Origin of the sequence: Flavobacterium branchiophilum NBRC 15030 = ATCC 35035, from assembly GCF_002217205.1 — a bacterium.
Lineage (GTDB): Bacteria > Bacteroidota > Bacteroidia > Flavobacteriales > Flavobacteriaceae > Flavobacterium > Flavobacterium branchiophilum.
Genome location: NZ_MUGT01000087.1, coordinates 5,225 through 23,462, shown reverse-complemented (window position 1 = coordinate 23,462; position 18,238 = coordinate 5,225). Strand labels below are relative to the sequence as shown.

Annotated in this window: 13 protein-coding genes; 5 read left to right on the top strand and 8 right to left on the bottom strand. The window is 35.2% G+C overall.

What is annotated here, in order from left to right:
- Positions 1 to 147: 147 nt before the first annotated feature.
- The 7 genes from phoU to B0A58_RS10505 all read right to left on the bottom strand — a co-directional run bounded on the left by phoU (position 148) and on the right by B0A58_RS10505 (position 6,859).
- Positions 148 to 807: a phosphate signaling complex protein PhoU gene (phoU, locus tag B0A58_RS10535; RefSeq protein ID WP_089081025.1), complete on the bottom strand. Its 660-nt coding sequence runs from the start codon at positions 805 to 807 to the stop codon at positions 148 to 150.
- Positions 808 to 845: 38 nt separating this feature from the next.
- Positions 846 to 1,604, bottom strand: coding sequence for a phosphate ABC transporter ATP-binding protein PstB (gene pstB, locus B0A58_RS10530; RefSeq protein ID WP_014082998.1), 759 nt, complete (start codon positions 1,602 to 1,604; stop codon positions 846 to 848).
- A gap of 49 nt (positions 1,605 to 1,653) precedes the next feature.
- Positions 1,654 to 2,598 (bottom strand): phosphate ABC transporter permease PstA, encoded by a 945-nt coding sequence (pstA, locus tag B0A58_RS10525; protein ID WP_089081024.1) that lies wholly within the window; start codon positions 2,596 to 2,598, stop codon positions 1,654 to 1,656.
- 3 nt (positions 2,599 to 2,601) lie between these two features.
- A complete protein-coding gene (gene pstC, locus B0A58_RS10520) occupies positions 2,602 to 3,798 on the bottom strand; it encodes a phosphate ABC transporter permease subunit PstC (protein WP_089081023.1) in 1,197 nt (398 codons plus the stop codon).
- An 87-nt stretch (positions 3,799 to 3,885) separates the two neighbouring features.
- On the bottom strand, positions 3,886 to 4,719 hold the full coding sequence (locus tag B0A58_RS10515; RefSeq protein ID WP_089081022.1) for a phosphate ABC transporter substrate-binding protein: 834 nt from the start codon (positions 4,717 to 4,719) through the stop codon (positions 3,886 to 3,888).
- 13 nt (positions 4,720 to 4,732) lie between these two features.
- Positions 4,733 to 6,022 carry a porin gene (locus tag B0A58_RS10510; RefSeq protein ID WP_089081021.1) on the bottom strand — a complete coding sequence of 430 codons (1,290 nt, stop codon included), beginning with the start codon at positions 6,020 to 6,022 and terminating at the stop codon, positions 4,733 to 4,735.
- A 153-nt stretch (positions 6,023 to 6,175) separates the two neighbouring features.
- Positions 6,176 to 6,859 (bottom strand): response regulator transcription factor, encoded by a 684-nt coding sequence (locus tag B0A58_RS10505; RefSeq protein ID WP_089081027.1) that lies wholly within the window; start codon positions 6,857 to 6,859, stop codon positions 6,176 to 6,178.
- A 285-nt stretch (positions 6,860 to 7,144) separates the two neighbouring features.
- Between B0A58_RS10505 and B0A58_RS10500 the strand changes: the two genes are divergently transcribed.
- The 5 genes from B0A58_RS10500 (at position 7,145) to tyrS (ending at position 17,385) form a co-directional block, all read left to right on the top strand.
- Positions 7,145 to 9,910 (top strand): TonB-dependent receptor, encoded by a 2,766-nt coding sequence (locus tag B0A58_RS10500; protein WP_089081020.1) that lies wholly within the window; start codon positions 7,145 to 7,147, stop codon positions 9,908 to 9,910.
- A 229-nt stretch (positions 9,911 to 10,139) separates the two neighbouring features.
- Positions 10,140 to 11,300, top strand: coding sequence for a hypothetical protein (locus B0A58_RS10495; RefSeq protein WP_089081026.1), 1,161 nt, complete (start codon positions 10,140 to 10,142; stop codon positions 11,298 to 11,300).
- 94 nt (positions 11,301 to 11,394) lie between these two features.
- On the top strand, positions 11,395 to 14,649 hold the full coding sequence (locus B0A58_RS10490) for a UvrD-helicase domain-containing protein (RefSeq protein ID WP_089081019.1): 3,255 nt from the start codon (positions 11,395 to 11,397) through the stop codon (positions 14,647 to 14,649).
- Positions 14,650 to 14,660: 11 nt separating this feature from the next.
- Entirely contained in the window at positions 14,661 to 15,797 is a 1,137-nt protein-coding gene (locus B0A58_RS10485) for an aminotransferase class I/II-fold pyridoxal phosphate-dependent enzyme (protein WP_089081018.1), read from the top strand.
- Positions 15,798 to 16,089: 292 nt separating this feature from the next.
- Positions 16,090 to 17,385: a tyrosine--tRNA ligase gene (tyrS, locus tag B0A58_RS10480; RefSeq protein WP_014083008.1), complete on the top strand. Its 1,296-nt coding sequence runs from the start codon at positions 16,090 to 16,092 to the stop codon at positions 17,383 to 17,385.
- A gap of 115 nt (positions 17,386 to 17,500) precedes the next feature.
- Here the strand turns inward: tyrS and B0A58_RS10475 are convergent, their stop codons facing one another.
- Complete coding sequence (locus tag B0A58_RS10475; protein ID WP_089081017.1) at positions 17,501 to 18,133, bottom strand: polysaccharide deacetylase family protein; 633 nt, start codon at positions 18,131 to 18,133, stop codon at positions 17,501 to 17,503.
- Between the last annotated feature and the right edge of the window lie 105 nt (positions 18,134 to 18,238).

The following is an 18,238-nucleotide window of genomic DNA, read 5'->3' as shown; positions in this document are numbered from 1 at the left end:
AAAAATAACTACGCATCTTTGGACTATTTTATAAATATATTTGGTTTAATGTTGAAAAAAAGATAATTTTTAAACACGCTTTCAGCTTAAAAAAGCCCTCAAAACATCATTGGTTTGGAGGGCTTTTTTTTGATGAGGCAATACGAATTATATGTTTTTTTCGTGACGGATAGAGGTGGCATGTATCATAAAATAAACAGATTCTGCTACATTGGTACAGTGTTCGCCAATGCGTTCGAGGTGTTTGAGGGCTAGGATTAAATTGGTTCCTGAAACGATGATTTTGGAATTGTTTTTCATTTCGCTAACAATATTTTGAGTAGCATCGTTGGTTTTGGTTTTGATGCTATTGTTCAAAATAAATATTTCGCCAATGTTGGCTTCATTCAGGGTTTGAAAACAAATATTGGTTTTGATGGTAATGCTTTCTATTGCTCGGGCAATGGGTTCTATATCAAATTTTGTAATCAAATCGTGTTTTGGATTGATATTTTTGGATAATTTTACGATACTCAAAGCCAAATCGGCAATGCGTTCAATTTCGTTGCTGATAGACATGGCCGACATAATAAAACGCAAATCTGACGCCACAGGTTGTTGAAGGGCAAAAACCGTTTGACAAATATCTTCTATTTTCAGGTCGAGTTTGTCTATTTTGTTTTCGGTTTTTTTAACGTTTTTTATTTCCGAAATGGGTTGCGAAAGCAATACCGCCATTACTTCAAAAATTTGATTTTCGGTAAGGTTGCTTATTTTGATAATAGCATTTTTGAGTTTGCTTAATTCTGTTTCAAGTTGCGATGCCATGTTGTATATTGTTAAATGGAATTATTAAATAAAGGATATTAACCAAAACGTCCAGTAATATAGTCTTCTGTTTGTTTTTTGGTTGGTTTTGTAAAAATAGATTTTGTTTTGTCCATTTCAATCAACTCACCCATATAGAAAAAAGCAGTATAATCACTAGTTCTAGCGGCTTGTTGCATGTTGTGTGTTACAATAATAATGGTGTATTGCTCTTTAAGTTCGTGTACCAACTCTTCTATTTTTGATGTCGAAATAGGGTCCAAGGCACTTGCGGGTTCGTCCATCAATACAATGTCTGGACTTACTGCTAGGGTTCTGGCAATACACAAACGTTGTTGCTGACCGCCCGAAAGCCCAAGAGCCGAGTCGCCCAAACGGTCTTTTATTTCGTCCCAAATGGCCGCTTTTCGCAACGACGTTTCTACTATTTCATCCAATTGTGATTTGTCTTTGATTCCATTGATTTTTGGACCATAAGCAATATTTTCGTAAATAGATTTTGGAAAAGGATTTGATTTTTGAAAAACCATTCCTATTTTTTTTCTAATATTTACAACATCAACATCTTTGTCATAAATATCAACTCCTTCTACAAGCATTTGACCTGTTATTTTAACATCTGGAATCAAATCGTTCATCCTATTGATACATCTCAAAAAGGTAGATTTTCCGCAACCCGATGGCCCAATAAGTGCAGTTACTTTATTGGTTGGTATTTGCATAGCAATTTCCTTCAAAGCTTTTTTTTCGCCATAATATAAGGACAAATCGTTTACTTCTATTTTTATATCTTTCATGTTTAGGGATTCTAATTTTTGTATTTTGTAAAAAAAAATGGGTGTGTGCTTATTTGGCTTTTCTTCTAATTCTAGATCGAATGGCTACAGCTATGATATTGAGCGATAGGGTTAAAATTAGTAAAACTAATGTAGTAGCAAACTGTATAGGCATGGTTTTTTCTACATCTGATGATTGTGTGGACATGATATAAATGTGGTAGCCCAAATTCATAAATTGGTCGCTCAACGATTTGGGTAAAGTAGCCAAATAATAAGCGGCACCTGTAAACAATATTGGAGCCACCTCGCCAGCACCTCGGCTAACGGCCAATATAGTTCCCGTCATGATTCCCGATACAGATCCAGGCAAAACGACTTGTTTGATGGTTTGCCATTTGGTAGCACCAAGAGCCAAACTAGCTTCACGAAGTTCGCGTGGAATGGTTTTGAGGGCTTCTTCTACAGATACAATGATTACGGGCAATGTAAGCAACGACATGGTAAGACTGGCCCACAAAATGTTGGGTTGCCCCCAATGCAGTTGCCCGCCATGAAACACCTTGTCGGCACCGTTGCCAACAAATTGTATAAAAAAACCTAAGCCAAAAAGACCAAATATTATGGAAGGCACCACGGCCAATGTTCGAACTGAAAAGCGAACAGCTGCCGCAAATTTTGAATTTTCTCGAGCATATTCTGTTAAATAAATAGCCGTAATGGTGCCAAAAGGGACTGCCGCAATCGACATGAGGATTACTAATATAAAAGTACCAATTAAGGCAGGAAAAATACCTCCTTCTGTCATTCCATTTGTGGGAAACGAGGTAATGAAGGCCCATGAAAATTGTGTTCTGCCCTGATAAACTATAATACCCAAAATGATGGCTAAGATAGCAATTATCGTAACAACGGCCATTTGAGTAATACCAACAATCAATTGGCCTTTTATTGCCTGACTTTTCGAGGTTTGATTCAAAAAAGGGTTGGGTTTTGAATTGGTTTGATTTTCCATAAATTATTTTCCTTGAAATTTTTTGATTAAGCGTCCTTTTACATAAAATTCGGCAATGGCATTGAGCCCAAATGAAAAGACAAACAACAACGAACCAATAAAAAACAACACACTATAATGGGTTTCGCCAAACACGGTTTCGGCCATTTCTGAGCCAATGGTGGCTGCAAAAGTTCGTACAGATTCAAAAGGATTTGACGATAATAAGGCGGCATTACCTGTTGCCATTAAAGCAATCATTGTTTCGCCAAACACACGACCTACACCCAACAAAAGGGCAGCAAAAATACCTGGGGTTGCCGCAGGCAAGGTAACAAAAAAAGCGGTTTGCCATTGGCTTGCTCCAAGTGCCAAACTGGCTTCGCTATATGTTTTTGGTACTGCCGAAAGGGCATCTTCTGAAATGGTATAAATAATAGGGATGGCTGCTAATGCCATAGCCACACCGCCAACAAAGGCATTTAGCCTAGATTCGTAACCAAAGAGGTTTTGAAACAAACTGGCTAAAACCATCAAAGCAAAAAAACCAATTACTACCGATGGAAATGCGGCTAGCATTTCTATGATAGGTTTGATGATTTCTTTTTTGCGTTTGGATGCAAAACACGAAGTGTATAGGGCAGCTAAAACGGCTAAGGGCCCTGCAATAAGCATTGAAATCAGAGTAACTTTGAGTGTGCCAAAAAGCAATGCAATTAGTCCAAAACGAGGGTGTTCTGATACAGGAACCCATTCTGATGTAGCAAAAGTGCTCCAGGTTTTATCGGCTCCTTCGTTGTTTTGGGCCACTTTTGGTTCTGCAATAGCAGGCTCTGGTGCATTCAAATCCTCTAGGGGTTCACCATAAGTTTCTGGTGCAATCGTTGGTGCATCTGGTGCATTCAAATCCTCTACAGGCTCGCCATAGGTTTCTGGTTTTAATGTTTCGGGCTCTGGTGCATTCAAATCCTCTACGGGTTCGCCATAAGTTTCTGGTTTTGAGTTGTTTTCGATTGCTTTTTCTGTTTGAGGCTTAGCTGATTGTCCAAAACTAAAAAGCGGTAGCGATTCTTTGAAAACAAAAATAAAGATTAAAAAAATAATGGTTATCGATAAAAAAGCTACGCCCGAAATGATTTTTTCGGATAAATATTCGGAGAGTCTGAATTGTTTTTTGAGACTTTCTTTTGTAAAGCTTTTAGGAGTTGTTTCGGAAATCATAGGATTGAATTAAATCATGCTTAAAAAGGATACAATACTAAAATTATCCTTTCTCTGGATTGAAAAAGGATAATTTGAAAGTTTTTATTATTTTACAGGAAAATAACCTACACCCGAAACAATTTTTTGTCCTTCAGGACTCAAAATCCAATCGATAAATTTTTTGGTATCACCAGTTGGTTTGGCAGTCAAATACATGAATAAATATCTTGCAATAGGATACGTTTTGTTTTTAATGTTAGCCTCTGTTGGCAAAACACCTTTTGATTTGGCATCTTTTTTTACCTTACAGTCTTTTACACCTTCGGCATAAGCGGCACCACCATATCCAATACTGTATTTGTCTTTTTTTACGGCATTGATGATGGCTGCTGTACCAGGCAAGGTTTGACATGTTGGTGCAAAATCTGTTTTAACCACATGGTCTTTAAAAAATTCAAATGTTCCAGAGCTACTTTCTCTACCATACAATTGAATTTTGGCATCATCGCCACCAACTTGTTTCCAATTGGTTATATTTCCTGCAAAAATGCCTCCAATTTGTGCAATAGTAAGTTCAGAAACTTTATTTCCTTTGTTTAAAAACACAGATAAACCGTCTTTTGCACATGGTATTTGAATGGCATTTTTACCAAATTTGGCTTTTATTTTTTCTAATTCAGCTGGTTTTATAGGTCGGCTCGAATTGGCAATTTCTGTCGAGCCATTGATTAAGGCCGCAAGCCCAACGCCCGATCCTCCACCTGTAACTTGAATAACCGTTCCTGGGTTTTTCTTCATATATACTTCTGCCCATTGCTGAGACAATATTACCATAGTGTCTGACCCTTTTATGGTAATTTTATTTAATGTGGTAAACGAATACGAAAGGGCTATCAATGCGATAAAAGCCGTAATAAGAATGTTTTTTTTAGATTTCATGTTGTTGTTTTTTTTAAAAATTAAATTGCATTTGTATTCTTAATAAATTTCCTTTTTGTCTGTTGTTTTTCAAAGCACTGTCTTCAAATGTTCGGTCGGAAATTACCCATTCCGCAACAAATTCAAAGGCTTTGAATGGTTGCCATTCTAAACCTATTTCGTAATCACGAACGATATAGCTTCTGGCATCTTTTTCAAATTTTTTACCTCCATCATAATATTGAAATTTGGCAAACGGATATAATAATTGGTGTTTTGGAAGGTCCAATTTGTAGTTTAAGGTTACGTAACCACCTTCTAAATGGGATACCGCAACACTGTTGGTAGTTTTGTCATATCGAGGCCCTTTACCAATGTTGTATTCTGCTTGTATTCCAAAAGGTTTTGGATACAGTATAAGCGAAGCAGCTAAACGTTCGTCGGCAACATTTAGCCTTTCTGGAATACCAACACCTGTCGAAATTTCGCTACTAAAAGCCCATTTACCTTTATAAGCTTGAAGTCCTGGCTCTATGATTTGATTTTTTATTTCAAATGGATAACTAATTCTCGATACAATGTGCAAGTTTCTATTTCCTTCAGATTTGTTGGCCGTTTGTCCATTATATGCACCAACAGCAAAAACACCATAATCGCCAGATCCTTTATAACCATCTTTGACCAACATTGCAAAACGATCTCTAATTTTGCTTGGAGCCCAATAGAAAAATGCTCCTAAATCTCGTTCGTTTGCAACAGCACTGTTCAATCCATCATTTCGATCTAACGTCAATCTGTTTTGACTTGATTGTAAATTTTCGAATCCAAAGGGTACTTTACTTTGTCCAAGTCGTACACGGTATTCTTTTTTGGCATCAAAAGATATATCGGCATACAAATCTCTAATTTGAGCAAAATGATTGACCCCTGTAGAAGGAGAACTGGCCAAATCTGGCTGAATATACACATATACATTTGGATGAATTTGTCCAGAAAAAACCAATCGTGCCCGTCTAATAAAAAAACCATTGCTTGATTGTGCATCGGGAGCTGTTGAGGTGGTACCCCATGATTTATCACATTGGTCGCAGGACACTTTATCGTTGCTAGAAAACAAACCATTGTATCTGATCTGTGCATAACCTCTAAGGGATATTTTGTCAAACCAATTGTCTTTTTTGGCTTTGGTTTTTTCTTCTAATACTTTGGCTTTATTAATAGAATCTAAAATTCTAAATACCTCTTTTGAAACAGCTTGATTATCTGTTTTTTGAGCATGAGCAAAAGTGGTTAGTACTATTAAAATTAAGGTAATTTTTTTCATTTTATTTAAATTGATCGGTTGTTTTTAACTTAGGCAAAGATGCTACCTTTATGTTAAGACCAGGTTAAAGCTGTATTATCTTAATAACAAGATATGGTTAATATAAAGTCGCTTTATTGTTAATTTAATGTTAATACCAAAATCCTTTTTTGCCTAACCTATCAATTTATAACCCACTCCTTTTATGGTAACAAAGTTATTATTGCCAAGTTTTTCCCTTAACTTTCGAATGTGCACATCTATAGTACGGCCACCAACCACAACATCATTTCCCCAAATTGTTTCTAAAATCTCTTCTCGGCTAAATACTTTTCCTGGTTTTGAGGCCAAAAGGCAAATGAGTTCAAATTCTTTTCTAGGCAAAATGATTTCGATATGGTCTTTTATAATTTTATAGGCTTCTTTATCAATTTGTATGCTACCAATAGTTTGAATGTTACTTGTTTCTTCTTGAGGTGTGTTTCGCCTGAGCAATCCTTTGATTCTGCTCATCAACAATTTTGGTTTTATAGGCTTTGTAATATAATCATCGGCTCCTCTTTCAAAGCCTGCTACTTGCGAATAATCTTCGTTTCGGGCAGTTAGAAAAGCAATTAAAATGTCTTTCAATTCTGGAATTTTTCTAATCTGTTCACAAGCTTCCATGCCATCCATGACGGGCATCATAATGTCTAATAATATCAAATGTGGTTTTTCTGACTTGGCTTTTGCTATGGCTTCTACACCATTTGTTGCTGTCATCACCTGATAGCCTTCCTGATTCAAATTGTAGCTTATAATTTCTAAAATATCTACATCATCATCAACTATCAAAATTTTAGTTTTTAATTTTTTCATGTTTATATAATCAATGTTTCTGTTATTGTACCTTTTCTCAATGTTAAATCCCATTGTTGCTTGTTTTTTTGAAATACTAAAACTGGTTTGCAGTGCAAAGTTTGTCAAAAAAATATGGGTAAAAGTAGCAACAAAACAACAGCTTCGACTATGACATATACTTAATTAACCGTAATTTAATGTAGTAACAATTTGATAATAGTCTGTAAACTTAATAGTAATCTTGGGCTAACTATTAGTTCAAATGTTAGCCTTTTCTTTGCACAAATTAAAAACGACATTATAATGAAAATCCAACGCTTACTGATTGTGTTATTTTTTACATCAATTTGCTTTTCACAAAATTCTGGAACAATTGCAGGGCAAATCACAGAAAAAAACTCGGACAACAAACCGATTTCCAACGTATCCATAATAGTTACAGGTACCTCAATTGCTACAACAACCAACACCCAAGGCCAGTTTAAATTGGAATTGCCTGCGGGTCAGTATGTAGTAGGTTTTAGTATGCCAGGATATGAATCTGAAGAAATTGTTGCGGCAGTACAACAGGGAGTTGTAACCACTATCAACACAAAATTGACACCTTCAAACAATCATTTGAAAGAAGTAGTTGTAAAATCGACTTCCAAAAACCGAGAAAAAGCAACCGCATTGTTGTTAGAACAAAAAAATGCAATGGCAATAAAACAAAGTATAGGTGCCCAAGAAATGTCTGCAAAAGGTATTGGTAATGTAGAAACAGGATTGACCAAAATGACGGGTATTTCAAAAGTAGAATCTAAAGGATTGTTTATTAGGGGTTTAGAAGACAGGTATAACAATTTATTACTCAACGGTATGGCAGTACCTTCTAACAGTCCATTCAAAAAAATGATTCCATTAGATCAATTTCCAACAGATGTTGTAGGGTTTATGGATGTATATAAAACTTTTAATTCTGATATTTTTGGTGATTTTTCAGGAGCTACCATCGATGTGGCCACAGCCCAACCCACAGAGGCAAAAACCAAAATAGCTTTGGGAGCTGGCTTTACAACTCAAAATAGTTTACAAAATTTCCTGCAATCAGTTGATGCCGATAACAGCAAAAGTTATTTTGGTTTTGGAGGTCAGGAACGCCGTTTGCCCACAGGTTATGGCAACATTCCTTCGGCAAAAATTAGTAACGATTATCAATCGACATGGGATGTAACTTCTAAAAAAGCACCCTTGAATACAAGTTTTGGCATTGGAAATTCTGATAAATTCTTGTTTGGCAATAGTGGTGCAAAATTATATTATCATGTTGCAGCTCATTTAGACAATAAATACCAAATCAGACAAGGTGTAGATCGTACCTTTTCGCAAGGGCAAGGGATTTACGACAACAATTTGTATAGAACAGCATATAGCACTCAAACACAATCTTCAGTTATTTTTGGACTACAATTTAAAGCCAAACGCTTGCATTTGTTTTCAAATAGTTTGTTTTTGAAAACTACCGAAAACAGCATTCAAGATCAAAAAGGTTATACCCGAACAGCTGTTCAAAATCCCAACGAGTTTATCAGATTGAATCAATATGAATCTTCACAATATTTTGCCAATCAACTTTTTGGAACATATAAAATTACCGACAATGACCAACAAGGTATAGCGGCTGGTATTTCATATACAAGAACGCAATACGATATGCCAGACAGAAAATTTGTAACAGGTACTCAAACGGGCAGTAATACAATTGATACCCAATATGGTAGCAACAATTTGATTAGGCAGTTTTTTAATATCGAAAATAATTTTCATGTATCTGGAAAGCTGGAATATTATTTGAAATGGGGGCAAAACCAACACAATAAAGTAAGCTTTGGATACAACGGTTTTGCAGAATATATGCAATCTGTTTTTCGATTTGCTTTTGGAAAACCAAATGGTGCTGCGATACCTTTTACTGTAAATCCAAATCAAATAGAGGCAACAATTCAACATGATGTAGCCAGTAACAAAGTGTATTTTCAAGAGGAATCATCAAGCGAGTATAAAACAAAAGTTTTTCAAAGAGCCGACGGTTTTTATTCAAATGTTTTATTTCATCTAAATGACAAATTAGAAATTAATACAGGAATTAGAGCTGAAAACACCATAAGAGAGTACAAATACAGAACCATTTCCGATCCTATAACAAATCCATTTAGAAAAAAATCAGTCGAAAAATGGTATATTTTACCAGCCATAAACGTAAAATATATAGCCTCTGAAAAGGCCAATATTAGATTTGCTGCCTCAAAAACTTATACCAAACCAGTGCTTTTTGAAAGCCTAGATATCAATTTGATCAATGCAGACGGAACTACAGAAAGAGGTAACTCTAATCTACTAAACAGCGAAAATTATAATGCCGACCTAAAATTGGAAATATTTCCAACCAAAAATGAACTATTTGCGGCAACCTTTTTTGCCAAATACATCAACAACCCTATCGAAAGAACTGTACAGGCAAGTGCCACAGGAAGCGGACAAACAATCACTTATTTCAATAACAAAAGTGCCCAATTGTTTGGAGCAGAATTTGAAATATTACTACAATTATCAAGAATCAACGACAATTGGAAAGGGTGGTCTTTTGGTTTTAACACCTCATTAATGTTTACGCAAGCAAATGTAAACAAAAACAGAGAAGGCTATTTTGATACTTTTGAAAAAAGAAAACTTCAAGGAGCCTCAACATGGTTGGTAAATGCCGATATAAAATATGAATTTAATATGGGCAACAATTGGAAAAACACAGCGTCTTTTGTATATGCAGTAAATGGCGAACGTATTTATGCCGTTGGCGTTGCTGGATACGATCATATATATGAAAAACCGTTTCATAAATTAGATTTTGTATGGGGTAGTGTGATTAATAAAAATTGGAATTTCAAATGGTCTATCGACAATATTCTGAATCCTATTTATAAACAAGTATTAGGCTCAAACAATCAATTGGCTATTGCCGAAACCTCCTTATTGTTACGGTCATACCAGCGAGGCATTGGCTTTTCAACAGGATTATCTTATTCGTTTTAATAATATTATCTTGATCGGTTGTATGGTTAAAATTAATCCGAAAAGCCATTTTTTAATAGCAAAAGAGCCTAAGAAATTGGGCTCTTTTTTGTTTACAATTTCATAATATTTAGGAAACAATATGTTGTTTTACAGCTAACAATTATATAACGATTTACAAACTTTGAATATGAAATGTTGCGCTACATTTGTCAAAAGTTTTAAAAACAAATCAAAACAATTTTCAAAAATGAAACAATTATTTTTTAGCTTAGCTTTAGTCGCTTTATCAATAACAGGATGTTCAACTAGCGACGATGTTGAAACAATTCAACCCGTAGAAGGAGAAATAACGGGATCTATTACGACCAACAAAACCCTAGCTTATGGTAACTATACCTTGAAAGGAATTGCAACAATAGAATCGGGGGTTACTGTTATTTTTGATGCGGGTTCCAAAATTACATGTACTGCGGCAGACGGTGTAGATGCATTAGTAGTAAAAAATGGCGGAAAATTAATCATCAACGGAACGGCTTCTCAACCAGTTGTTTTTACAGAATCATCTGCAACACCAGGGGCTTGGGGTGGCATCATTATGTATGGCGATGCTCCAATAAATGGTGCGGGCGGTGTAACAAGCAAAACTTCTGAAGATGGATTGAACTTGCCTTATGGCGGTACAAATCCATTGCACAATGGTGGAACTCTTAGATATGTTCGAGTAGAATTTGCGGGCAAAAAAATTACCGATGGAACAAGCGAAATGAATGGATTTTCATTCTATTCTGTTGGGTCTGGAACGGTTTTAGAAAACCTTGTTTCATACAAAGGAGCCGATGATGGTTTTGAATTTTATGGAGGAACGGTAAGTGCTTCTAATTTAATTTCTTATGGCAATTCAGACGATTCTTTTGATTGGCAAGATGGCTGGAAAGGTCAAAACAACGCAAACTGGTATGCTTATCAAATAGGTGTTGGAAATTTTGGAATGGAAATTGAGGCGTCAAACAATGATAATGCTTATTGGCCAGTAATTTCTAATATTACACTTAAAAGAAATGCTGGAACTGTAACCGAAGGGGGCTCTTCTGCAGCAGAGTATGATGCCATTCAATTTAAAAAACATGGTAATGGTGATTTTTCAAACATACTAATTACGGGTTACACAACTACTGGAGCAACTGCCGTACGAATTCAGGATGCGGCTACTAATACCTATCAAGTAAATGCCAATAAAATCAAATTAACTGCCGTAAAAATAAACGATGCAACTAGTCAATTTGCTGGTGCTGGTACATTATCGGTTGCATTTCCAAACAGTCAATATACGTTGAGTACTACTGCTACGGGAGCCAATATGACTTTAGGTAATTGGACCACAGTAAATGGCGAAAGTTTGATCAAATAACATTTTTTTTATACAAATTCAAACCACCAATTTATTTTGGTGGTTTTTTTATTTGTATTTTCGCACCAAAATAACCAATAAAAAGCCCTTTTTTATGGAAATCAACAAAGCCTCGTTCAAAATATTTAATGCCTCGGCGGGTTCTGGTAAAACTTATAATTTGGTAAAAGAATACCTGAAAATTATTTTGTCTTCCAAAAAAAATGATGCTTATCGAAATATATTGGCTATCACTTTTACCAATAAAGCTGTTCATGAAATGAAATCTCGAATTGTAAACAACCTTTCGAATTTTGCTCAAGACGAACCCAATGCTAAAACAGTAGCACTCATGACCGAAATTGCGGCAGAGTTATCCCTTTTGAACAAGCCTTTGTCTGTATTGGAAATCAAAACAAAATCGCAACAAATCATCAAGCATTTGATTCATAATTATGCCGCTTTTGATATTTCTACCATCGACAAATTTACCCATAGAGTCATTAGGGCCTTTGCCCTAGATTTAGGCCTTTCTGCAACTTTTGAAGTGAGTTTAGACACCGATAACTTATTGGCCGAAGCTGTTGATTCATTAATTGCACAAGCTGGTACAGACCCCGTTTTGACCCAATTGATGGTTGATTTTACTATGGAAAAAACCGATGACGACAAATCGTGGGACATTTCAAACGAAATTTTAGAAACAGGAAAATTAATTTTGAACGAAAACAACCGACTCGAAATAGAACAACTTCAGGACATTACAATCCCACAGTTTATTGAAATAAAGCAAGTTTTATGGAACAAAATCAAAACCCTCGAGGCCATCAATGTGGCATTGGCACAACAAGTTTTTGATTTTTTAAACAACCATCAAGTAGATTTAAAATCATTTTCGGCTCAGGTATTTCCAAAACATTTGAACACCATTTTAGCCAACCAATTTAACAACAAAAACAAAAAATTTCAATCAGAATCTGATTTCAAAATCAATAAAACGGCAAAAGACAAGGACTTGATAGAAAGTTTGTTAAGTCAATTAGTCGGATTGATGAGATCTATTTATGACAATTACGAAAAAATATATTTTCATAAAGCTTTTCTAAAAAATATTACGCCGCTTTCGCTCCTCAACAGCATTGGAAACGAATTGGCAAAAATTCAAAATGAGCAGAATTTATTATCCATATCAGAGTTTAATGCTATTATTCATCGAGAAATTCAAAACCAGCCCGCACCATTCATCTACGAACGTTTGGGCGAAAGGTACAAACATTTTTTTATAGACGAATTTCAGGATACCTCCGAAATGCAATGGCAAAATTTGATACCACTAATCAACAATGCCACGGCCAGCGAAGATTTGATGGGTGAAAGAGGTTCGCTTATGATTGTAGGCGACCCCAAACAATCTATATACAGGTGGCGTGGCGGCAAGGCCGAACAATTTATAGAATTGAGCAACAACAACAGCCCTAACAACAACCCTTTTATTAATCCGTCGAGACAAGTTACACAATTGGACACCAATTTTAGAAGTTTTTCTGAAGTAATTCAATTTAATAATGATTTTTTTAAAATGATGGCCAATGAATTTCAGCATTTGGATTATAAAAATATGTATGAAAACAATAGCTTTCAAAAAAACAACCCACATATAGGCGGCTATGTAAACATTACTTTTATTAATGAAACCACTACACCAAACGACCTTACGGAAGATGAAACACCAGAGGATGAGGTTTTGGAAAAAACGGATGTTTATGTGTTAGAAACCTTCCAAAAAATTAATGAATGTATCGAAAAAGGATTTCAATATAAAGATATAGCCGTATTAACTCGCAAAAGAAGCCACGGAGTTTTGATTGCCAATTACTTGACAGCACAACAAATACCAATTATTTCGTCTGAAACTTTATTGCTTAATAATGCAAAAGAAGTACAGTGTATCATACATGTTTTAAGGTATTTGAAAAATAATAATGACAAAGAATCCAAATCAAGGTTTTTGCAATATTTGGCACAATACAGCCAATCCGAAATGGAAATTCATGATTTTATAGCACAAGGAATGTCGTTTGAAACAGAAAATGAATTTGAACATTGGTTGGCTCATTTCAATTTGAGTTTTTCATTTGAATTAATTAGAAAAAAATCACTTTTTGAAACGGTAGAAACCATCATTACCCATTTGATTTATCAAAACACCCAAGGTAATTCGGAAAATGCTTATTTGCAATTTTTTTTAGACATCGTTCTCGAAAGAGAAGTCAAAAATCAATCGGGCATTTCTGATTTTTTAATTTTTTGGGAAAAAAAATCAGATCGTTTGAGCATTCCAACCCCCGAAGGCAATAACTCTGTTGTCATCATGACGATTCACAAATCGAAAGGATTGGAATTTCCTGTGGTTATCTTTCCATTTGCGGTAGAAGATTACAACCGAAAACCCAAAGATAAATTATGGATTACGGTGGACAAAGACAATTTTGGATTGCCTAAAGTGTTGATAGACAACAGTTCAGCCGTTTCTGATTATGGCTTATTGGCCAAAGGGGTGTATGAAAGTAAAAAACAAGAAGAGGTGTTGGACAATATCAATGTGTTGTATGTTGCCCTTACTCGTGCCGAAGAGCAATTGTATATCATTACAGAATATTTGTCGCCAAAGCAATCCAAAAACAACGATGGCGAATATGAAACGCTGTATAAAAATAATATGGCATCCTATTTTATAAAATTTTTAATACAAAAAGGATACAACCCAGCTCAGAATACCAGCTTTAAATTTGGCTCCCCAATCAAATTATCAACCCAGCCAAACAATAGCAAACCCAATATTCCGATTCCAATTGTAAAACAAATTTTAGATCCCAAAAACATCAAAATTTCTCAAAAAAGTGCCATGCTTTGGGGTACCAATAGAGAAGAATCGATTGCTTTTGGTAATGTAGTTCACGAAATTTTATCGTTTATAAAAACCGCTGCAGATATACCTTTTGCCATCGAAAAAGCTTTGAATGACGGCTTGTTGCCAGTTGTGCAAATGGAATTTGTGCAAAACAGTATTGAACAAATTGTAAAACATCCGAAATTATCAGCCTATTTTAATCCTCAACATATTATTTTGAACGAAAAAACAATTATTGGTCCCAATAGTCAGACCCTAAAACCCGATAGGATGGAAGTAACCCCAACTAATACGGTATTGCTATTGGATTATAAAACAGGAAGTTACGACGAAAAGCATTTAATGCAAATGAATTTTTACCAACAAGAAATTGAAAAAATGGGCTATTCTTTACTTCACAAATCATTGGTATATATTGGAAATGAAATTATAGTCTTGGATTTGTTAGACAACGCATAAACTAATATGACATGAAATTTCCAGAAAAATTAGCTCAAAAAATAGACCAAAGAGTTCAAAAAAATGCTTTGAGAACTTTGCAATCTCATAACAACGGAATTGATTTTGCAACAAACGATTATTTAGGATTGTGCCAAAGTTCACTTCTTTTTGATCAGGTTCATACATTTTTGATTAGTCAAAATATTAAAAAAAATGGTGCTACGGGTTCCAGATTGCTTACAGGAAATAGCCCTTTGTATGAAGCAACGGAACAATTTATTGCACAATTTCATCAGGCAGAAGCTGCTTTGATTTTCAATTCTGGCTATGATGCCAATGTAGGTTTTTTTAGTAGTGTACCACAAAAAGGCGATGTCATTTTGTTTGACGAATTCATTCATGCTTCTATTCGAGATGGTATTGCAATTTCGTTTGCAAAATCTTATAAATTTAAACACAACGATTGTGATGATTTAGAACGACTGTTGCTACAGAATCAAAATACCACCGTTTATGTTGTTACAGAAAGTGTGTTTTCTATGGATGGCGATACTCCAAATTTAGAAAACATGGCTGCCATAGTTGCCAAACACAAGGCTTATTTTGTGATAGACGAGGCACATGCTCTTGGTGTTTTTGGAACAAAAGGGGTAGGGTTGGTTCAAAACTTAGGGCTAGAGCATACCGTTTTTGCTAGAATTATAACCTTTGGCAAAGGACTAGGATGCCATGGGGCAGCCATTTTGGGCAGCCATCAACTCAAGCAATATTTGGTAAATTTTGCCCGCAGTTTGATATATACCACGGGGCTTTCGCCACATGCCGTTGCCACTATTTTGATGGCTTACCAATATTTGGACAAACAGCCAAATGAGTTGGCCCTTTTAAGGCAAAACATTTTGTATTTCAATCAACAAAAACAGCAAACGGGGCTCAAACCCATGTTTATATATAGCAAATCGGCTATTCATTCAATTGTAATTCCAGGTAACGACAAGGTTAGGAATATCGCTACAAACTTACAAAATAAAGGGTTCAACATCAAAGCTATTTTGTCGCCCACCGTGCCAGAAGGGCAAGAACGGCTGCGGTTTTGTATTCATGCGTACAATACTTTTGACGACATAGATACCGTTTTGCATACATTAAGCCAATGTATTTTTTGAGTAAAAACCAATCATAAAATGGTGGTAATTGGTTTATATACAGCAATTTTTTTGTTTAGAAAAATACACAACACATTTGAAAAGAACTTATTTATAAATATATTTGGTATTAAAAATTTGATAAAAATGAAGTACAATTATTACTATTTTACGGATAATTAAACGACATGGTACCCAAGATGCCTTTTTGATATTTTCGATTTTCAATTTTACGACAATTATCTTATATTTGCCATCTTTATTTTTATTTACAAATAAAATAAAGCATTACCGTAATCAACATATCTTATAAATGAAAAATTTAATTGCAGAATTACAATGGCGAGGCTTGGTTCATGATATTATGCCAGGAACCGAAGAACAACTTTGTAAAGAAATGACAGCTACCTACATTGGCTTTGATCCAACATCTGATTCTTTACATATTGGCAGTTTAGTTCCTATCATATTATTGGTACATTTAGAAAAATTTGGACACAAACCTATTGCACTTGTTGGTGGAGCCACAGGCATGATTGGCGATCCGTCTGGAAAATCTGCCGAACGAAATTTGCTCGACGAAGCTACTTTACAACATAATGTACAAGGGATAAAAAATGTATTGTCTCGGTTTTTAAATTTCGATTCTCACTCTGCAAATGCACCACTTTTGGTAAACAATTACGATTGGATGAAAGATTTGTCGTTTATCAATTTTGCTCGGGATGTTGGCAAAAGAATTACAGTAAATTACATGATGGCAAAAGACTCCGTAAAAAAACGTTTGGCAGGAGAAGGCGAAGGGATGTCTTTTACAGAATTTACCTATCAATTAATTCAAGGGTATGATTTTTATCATTTGCACAAAACCCATCAATGTTTGCTCCAAATGGGAGGGTCGGACCAATGGGGGAATATTACAACTGGAACCGAGTTAGTCCGAAGAATGAACCCCGAAGGTGCCAAGGCTTTTGCAATGACTTGTCCCTTGATTACCAAAGCCGATGGTTCGAAATTTGGCAAATCTGAAGGTGGCAACGTATGGCTTACTGCCGATAAAACTTCGGTGTATAAATTTTACCAATTTTGGCTCAATACTACCGATATTGATGCAGAAAAATACATCAAAATTTTTACTTTTTTAGACGAAAATACCATTCAAAATCTCATTGCAAGTCATCATGAAGCACCTCATTTACGTGTTTTACAAAAAAAATTAGCCGAAGAAATCACCATTTTTGTTCACGGACAAGACGCTTTAAACAAAGCCATAAACGCCTCGGCTATTTTATTTGGAAACGCTTCCTACGATGACTTAAATGCGTTAGACGAAGCAACGTTTTTAGAAGTGTTTGAAGGGGTACCTCAGGCCGAAATTGACTTAAATGAATTGCAAGCGGGCATTCAAATTGTTGCGGTGTTGAATGAAAAAACAGGATTTTTTAAATCTAATGGCGAAGCCCGTAGAGCTTTAACTGCAAACGCTATTGCGGTTAATAAAGTGAAAGTAAAAGAAGACTTTGTATTAACTCAACATCATTTGATAAATCATCGTTTTATTTTACTTCAAAGCGGCAAAAAAAATTATTTTATCATTAGAGCGGTTTAATTTTTTTTATAATAAAATAAAACCAACCATAACAAAGGTTTGACACTTTTGTTGGTTGGTTTTTTTGGGTCTAATAATTGATAACATTTGATGCCAAAACAACAAGATTTTGAAATCAAGTGTATAAGATTTCTTTAAATACAAATCCTTGTAACGATAATTGTTCTAGCACTTTTGGAAGGATGACAGACAAGTTTTGGAAGGCTTTTTGACTGTCATGAAATACAATAATACTGCCCGACTCCGTATTTTGAAGTACATTTTGCAAACATTTTTCGGGAGCAGTACTTGCATCATAATCTACACTCAATACATCCCACATAATTATTTTGTACCCTTTTTTTTGAATCCAATGGGCTTGAAATGGATTTATTTTGCCATAAGGAGGTCTAAAAAGCTTGGTTTTTTGAGGCAATGTTTGCTCGCATTGTTCAACATCGTTACAATACATCGTTGTTTTGCACTTAAATCCATTCAAATGGTTGTGGGTGTGGTTGCCTATTTGATGGCCTTCTGCTATGATTCTACTTACAATTTCTGGATATAAATCGGCATTTTTACCCACACAAAAAAAGGTAGCCTTTGCGTTGTATGTTGCCAATTGATCTAAAACCCAAGGGGTAATTTCTGGCGTTGGGCCATCGTCAAAGGTTAAAAAAATGTGATTATATTGGTTTGGAATGTCCCAAATCCAGCCCCGCAACAAGCGCTTGATCCATCGATTGGTTTTGACCCAAAAAAACGACATTTTTTTATTTTTATTAATTAAAAAAAAAGTAACATGTAACTTCCAAACACGTTACAAAAATACACATTATATTTTGAAATAGTCTCAATAATACCAAATATATTT

What these genes read in the sequence shown, in the direction of transcription:
- B0A58_RS10495 (WP_089081026.1), top strand. Translation starts at nt 10,140, where the DNA reads ATGAAACAATTATTTTTTAGCTTAGCTTTAGTCGCTTTATCAATAACA.
- B0A58_RS10510 (WP_089081021.1), bottom strand. Translation starts at nt 6,022, where the DNA reads ATGAAAAAAATTACCTTAATTTTAATAGTACTAACCACTTTTGCTCAT.
- B0A58_RS10500 (WP_089081020.1), top strand. Translation starts at nt 7,145, where the DNA reads ATGAAAATCCAACGCTTACTGATTGTGTTATTTTTTACATCAATTTGC.
- pstA (WP_089081024.1), bottom strand. Translation starts at nt 2,598, where the DNA reads ATGGAAAATCAAACCAATTCAAAACCCAACCCTTTTTTGAATCAAACC.
- B0A58_RS10485 (WP_089081018.1), top strand. Translation starts at nt 14,661, where the DNA reads ATGAAATTTCCAGAAAAATTAGCTCAAAAAATAGACCAAAGAGTTCAA.
- B0A58_RS10515 (WP_089081022.1), bottom strand. Translation starts at nt 4,719, where the DNA reads ATGAAATCTAAAAAAAACATTCTTATTACGGCTTTTATCGCATTGATA.
- B0A58_RS10490 (WP_089081019.1), top strand. Translation starts at nt 11,395, where the DNA reads ATGGAAATCAACAAAGCCTCGTTCAAAATATTTAATGCCTCGGCGGGT.
- tyrS (WP_014083008.1), top strand. Translation starts at nt 16,090, where the DNA reads ATGAAAAATTTAATTGCAGAATTACAATGGCGAGGCTTGGTTCATGAT.
- B0A58_RS10475 (WP_089081017.1), bottom strand. Translation starts at nt 18,133, where the DNA reads ATGTCGTTTTTTTGGGTCAAAACCAATCGATGGATCAAGCGCTTGTTG.
- pstC (WP_089081023.1), bottom strand. Translation starts at nt 3,798, where the DNA reads ATGATTTCCGAAACAACTCCTAAAAGCTTTACAAAAGAAAGTCTCAAA.
- B0A58_RS10505 (WP_089081027.1), bottom strand. Translation starts at nt 6,859, where the DNA reads ATGAAAAAATTAAAAACTAAAATTTTGATAGTTGATGATGATGTAGAT.
- phoU (WP_089081025.1), bottom strand. Translation starts at nt 807, where the DNA reads ATGGCATCGCAACTTGAAACAGAATTAAGCAAACTCAAAAATGCTATT.
- pstB (WP_014082998.1), bottom strand. Translation starts at nt 1,604, where the DNA reads ATGAAAGATATAAAAATAGAAGTAAACGATTTGTCCTTATATTATGGC.